The sequence below is a fragment of the Paracoccus versutus genome, from assembly GCF_000763885.1.
In the GTDB taxonomy this organism is placed as follows: Bacteria; Pseudomonadota; Alphaproteobacteria; order Rhodobacterales; family Rhodobacteraceae; genus Paracoccus; species Paracoccus versutus.
This window is the reverse complement of the sequence record NZ_JRKO01000126.1, coordinates 1-3,664: the sequence shown is the minus strand read 5'-3', so window position 1 is coordinate 3,664 and position 3,664 is coordinate 1. Positions and strand designations below refer to the sequence as shown.

At 65.4% G+C, this 3,664-nt stretch carries 5 protein-coding genes; 3 read left to right on the top strand and 2 right to left on the bottom strand.

All coding sequences use genetic code 11. The features are described 5' to 3' along the window. Positions 1-227 (top strand): enolase C-terminal domain-like protein (locus IT40_RS29430; protein ID WP_036761353.1); only part of this gene is annotated, 227 nt, incomplete at its 5' end. Between the two features lie 96 nt (positions 228-323). On the opposite strand, the gene IT40_RS26010 is transcribed toward IT40_RS29430, so the two are convergent. Then, positions 324-611 carry a hypothetical protein gene (locus IT40_RS26010; protein ID WP_166443858.1) on the bottom strand — a complete coding sequence of 96 codons (288 nt, stop codon included), beginning with the start codon at positions 609-611 and terminating at the stop codon, positions 324-326. 462 nt (positions 612-1,073) lie between these two features. Between IT40_RS26010 and IT40_RS27110 the strand changes: the two genes are divergently transcribed. Beyond that, entirely contained in the window at positions 1,074-1,478 is a 405-nt protein-coding gene (locus tag IT40_RS27110) for a glycine betaine ABC transporter substrate-binding protein (RefSeq protein WP_208021444.1), read from the top strand. A gap of 271 nt (positions 1,479-1,749) precedes the next feature. Here IT40_RS27110 and IT40_RS26000 read toward each other — a convergent pair whose 3' ends face one another. After that, positions 1,750-2,460, bottom strand: coding sequence for a GntR family transcriptional regulator (locus IT40_RS26000; RefSeq protein WP_052096355.1), 711 nt, complete (start codon positions 2,458-2,460; stop codon positions 1,750-1,752). Between the two features lie 226 nt (positions 2,461-2,686). Between IT40_RS26000 and IT40_RS25995 the strand changes: the two genes are divergently transcribed. Next, complete coding sequence (locus IT40_RS25995; RefSeq protein WP_244274070.1) at positions 2,687-3,628, top strand: 3-hydroxyacyl-CoA dehydrogenase NAD-binding domain-containing protein; 942 nt, start codon at positions 2,687-2,689, stop codon at positions 3,626-3,628. Positions 3,629-3,664 lie beyond the last annotated feature (36 nt).

Below are 3,664 nucleotides of genomic sequence, written 5' to 3'. Positions count from 1 at the left end.
ATGTCTGGGGTGGCGACGTCACCTCGGCGGCGGTGTCGCATGTGGCGGCCAGCTCCAGCCCCGAACATCTGCTGCACACCTCGTTCTTCAACGACTGGACGAACGAGCATGTCGCCGGCTATCAGCCCCGCAGCCGCAACGGCCGGGGCGCCGCACCGGCAGGCCCCGGCCTGGGCATCACCGTCGACCGCGCGCTGCTCGGCGCCCCCGTCGCCAGCTTTCCGTAACGGGCGCCAGGGGCACGGCCCAAGCTGTCGACATACAACGAACGCGGCGGCGTGCTGCCTTGGCCGCGGGCCATAAACGCGCTCTGCATCGTGATCCTATGGGCCGCCGGACACGATCCGGCGGCCCAAGGCGGACATCCGCTCTGCGATCCGGCAGATGCCGGCTGCGATATTTATCTTCAAGGACTTGAGGGCCTCGACGGCATAGCTGGCTATCATCAGAACCAGATTGGTGCCGCCACCGTTCTTGAACAGCGTGACCTGGTCATCGGACCGGCGGCTGGACCCGTCCGCCGCCACCAGATCGTAAAGATCGCCCCGCACATGGTCGCGGTTGATGGCGCCCGAGCGGATCGGCTGCATGATCTCGCCGATCCGGTCCACGACCGTCTCGCCGAAATCCACTGACGCCGTCCATTCTGCATCTTTAATAGACAAAATGTCTATTATACGCAGTATGTCAATATGAGCTTTGCGGCCGCCAGCGATCCGCGTTCCGTCACAAGCGACGAAGCCCGGTCAGACCATCGCGGGATGCCATGAAACGACTGGTGAAAACTCTTGGGCGGTGCGGATGAGCACCCTGGCCGCAAGCGCGGGACAAGGTTCGAGCCGGGCACCATGGCCTGAGAGGTGCCGACCGCAACGGTGGCCGGGAAGGTTCTTGGGAACAAGGGCTATCCGGTAGAGCCGACCGCGTCCCTGATTGGGCATTGCTTATGTCGGCCTGATCCTTGGTCAGGCACGGGCCAAGCCGGCTATCGGGAAACCAGCCCGCGAAGCTCTCGATCGCTTCGCATGGCCTTTGCCAGGGTCTGGCCGTTCCCAACTCTGTCGAGATGACCGATCGAGGAGCAGAACGACACCACCCACGACCGGGCAAAGATCATCGGCACCGAGCCCGGCGCGGGGTGGATGCGCAAGACAGCGCAGGCCCTCGAGCAATATCGCCTCGCCCTGCAACTGGCCGAGGGCAGCACCGCGGGCATGACGGCCGTGGACCGGCAACTGCCCATCGTCGTGACGCTGTGGACCCCGACCTGGACGGCTGCGCGATATGCCATGAAACTCCCGCACGATCCCAAGGGCGTGTTTGCCGCCTCGGACCGACAACCTGATCGTGCAAAGATGTTTCTCAGAGAAAAGCCCGAAACCGGGGAAATCCGGGCCGGGATCTTCCGCGCCTGCGGCCTTTCGAGGACGGGAGGGAAGGCCTCGGCTTCCTCTACCATCGCATCTGCGCTGCGATGAAGCGCGAAGCCTTGGAGACCGCCGCGCAGGGCATTGAAGTCGATGCGGTTTTCGGCTGCGTCGAGCAGGGATGGACGGGACCGTTCCGGCGCAAGGATTCGTCCGGTTCGTGGTTCTGGACATCGAACGCACTATGCGGCCGAGTATCCTGGCCGGCCAGGCGGTCCTGGCGTGCTGCCCGGATCCTGGATCGCAGATCATCGGGGACAGAAACCGGCCGGGGCTTTTGCGACAGGATCGATCCCCCATCTTCCGGCGGCACCAGCAGGCGCTATTCGGTTTTCAGGTGCGCAGGCGTGGCCTTGTCGGTGGCGATCCGGGCGCGAATCGCCTCGGCGGCCTCGGCGATGTCGCCGCAGATCGCGGCGCGGGCCGTCTCGGGATCGCCCTGCCGGATCGCCTCGATCACCTCGGCGTGGCGCACCTGGCCGGTCTTGGACAGCACCCCGCTGCGCACGATGCTCATCAACGGCCCATAGCGCATCCACAAAAGCTCGATCAGGTCGACCAGGTCGTCGTTGCCGCATTGCCGGTAGACCTCGAAATGGAACTGCTGGTTCAGCCGCAGATAGGTCTTGGTGTCCTGCCGGGGCACCATGGCGCGCATCTCCTCGTCGATGCGCGCGAGCCGGCGGGCCAGTTGCGGGTCGGGCCGCAGGGCGGCAAGGCGGGCCGCTTCGCCCTCGAGATGCAAGCGCAGGGGCAGCAGCGCATCCAGCCGCTCCACCGTGGCCTGCGGCACCCGCATAGAGCGGCGCGGCATCGCCTCGATGGCGCGCGCCACCACCAGGCGGCTGGTGGCCTCGCGCACGGGCATCTGGCTGGTGCCGAAGGCCGCGGCAAGCTCGGGCAGGGTCAGGCGCTGGCCCGGCTCGAACTCGCCGATCATGAAGGACTGCTTCAACTCGCCATAGACGTGATCGGGTTCGGAAATCACCTGCCGTTGCTGAAAGGCGGGCAGGGAGGCGGAGCGCGGGGCCATGCGGGATCCTTGGATGGTTTTGGCGCAAGCGTAAAGAAATGCCCAGGCCGAGGCAATCAGTCCGCAATATCTGATCAGATATCATATTCATTGACAGAATCGATTCGCGCCTCCTAGGGTGGATGCAGCAGGGCGGACCCGCATGACGCCAACCTAGATCTGATCAGATATCATATATGAGGATATGATGGCGCGAGACGAAACCACCGATCCCTCCGATTTGCGAGTGATCGCCATCATTGGCACCGGGCTGATCGGCTGCAGCTGGGCGGCGCTGATGGCTGCCTCGGGGCGGCGGGTGGTGATCCATGACACCCGCCCCGAGGCAGGGCGGGCGGTCGCCGAGTTCTGGGATTCGGTGAAGCCGGCGCTGGTCGAACTGGGGCTGGCGGGGGACACCACAGAGCCGGATTTTCAGGTTGAATCCTCGCTGGAGGCCGCCGTTTCCCGCGCCGATTTCGTCTTTGAAAACATCCCCGAGCGTCTTGACGCGAAACGGGCGCTTTACGCCGCGATGGAACCGCATCTGAAGCCGGATGCCATCGTCGCCACCAGCTCCTCGGGGCTGGAGCTGTCGGACCTGCAAGAGGGCTGGCAGAACCCCGGCCGGCTGATCATCGGCCACCCCTTCAACCCGCCGCATCTGGTGCCGCTGGTCGAGCTTTACGCCAATGACCGCACCGATCCCGACGTGCTGCCACGGGCGCGGGCGCTTTACGAAAGCTGCGGCAAGGTGACGATCACCCTGAAGCGCGAAGTCATGGGCCATGTCGCCAACCGCCTGCAGGCCGCGTTGTGGCGCGAGGCGATCCACCTGGTCGATGCCGGCGTCGCCTCGGTCAAGGACGTGAACGCGGCGATCTGGGCCGGCCCCGGCCTGCGATGGGCGATCATGGGACCGCATATGCTGCTGAACCTGGGCGGCGGCGAAGGCGGCCTGCGCGCCTATTGCGAGCAGTTCACCCAAAGCTACACCGAATGGTGGGACGACCTGGGCAAGCCGCAGCTGACGCCCGAGACCATCGACAGGCTGGTTGAGGGCCTGGCCGAGGAAATCGGCGGCCGCGACTACGCCACCTTGCGCCGGCAGCGCGACGACCAGCTGGTCGCGGTCCTCAAGGCGCTTGGCGAGACCCGCAAGACGCCTGCCGCCCCCGAACACGCCTAGAGACCGACAGGAGATCCCATGAAACGCAAAATCGTC

Excerpts from the sequence above, each read along its gene's own strand:
- IT40_RS26000 (WP_052096355.1), bottom strand. The coding sequence starts at position 2,460 with ATGGCCCCGCGCTCCGCCTCCCTGCCCGCCTTTCAGCAACGGCAGGTG.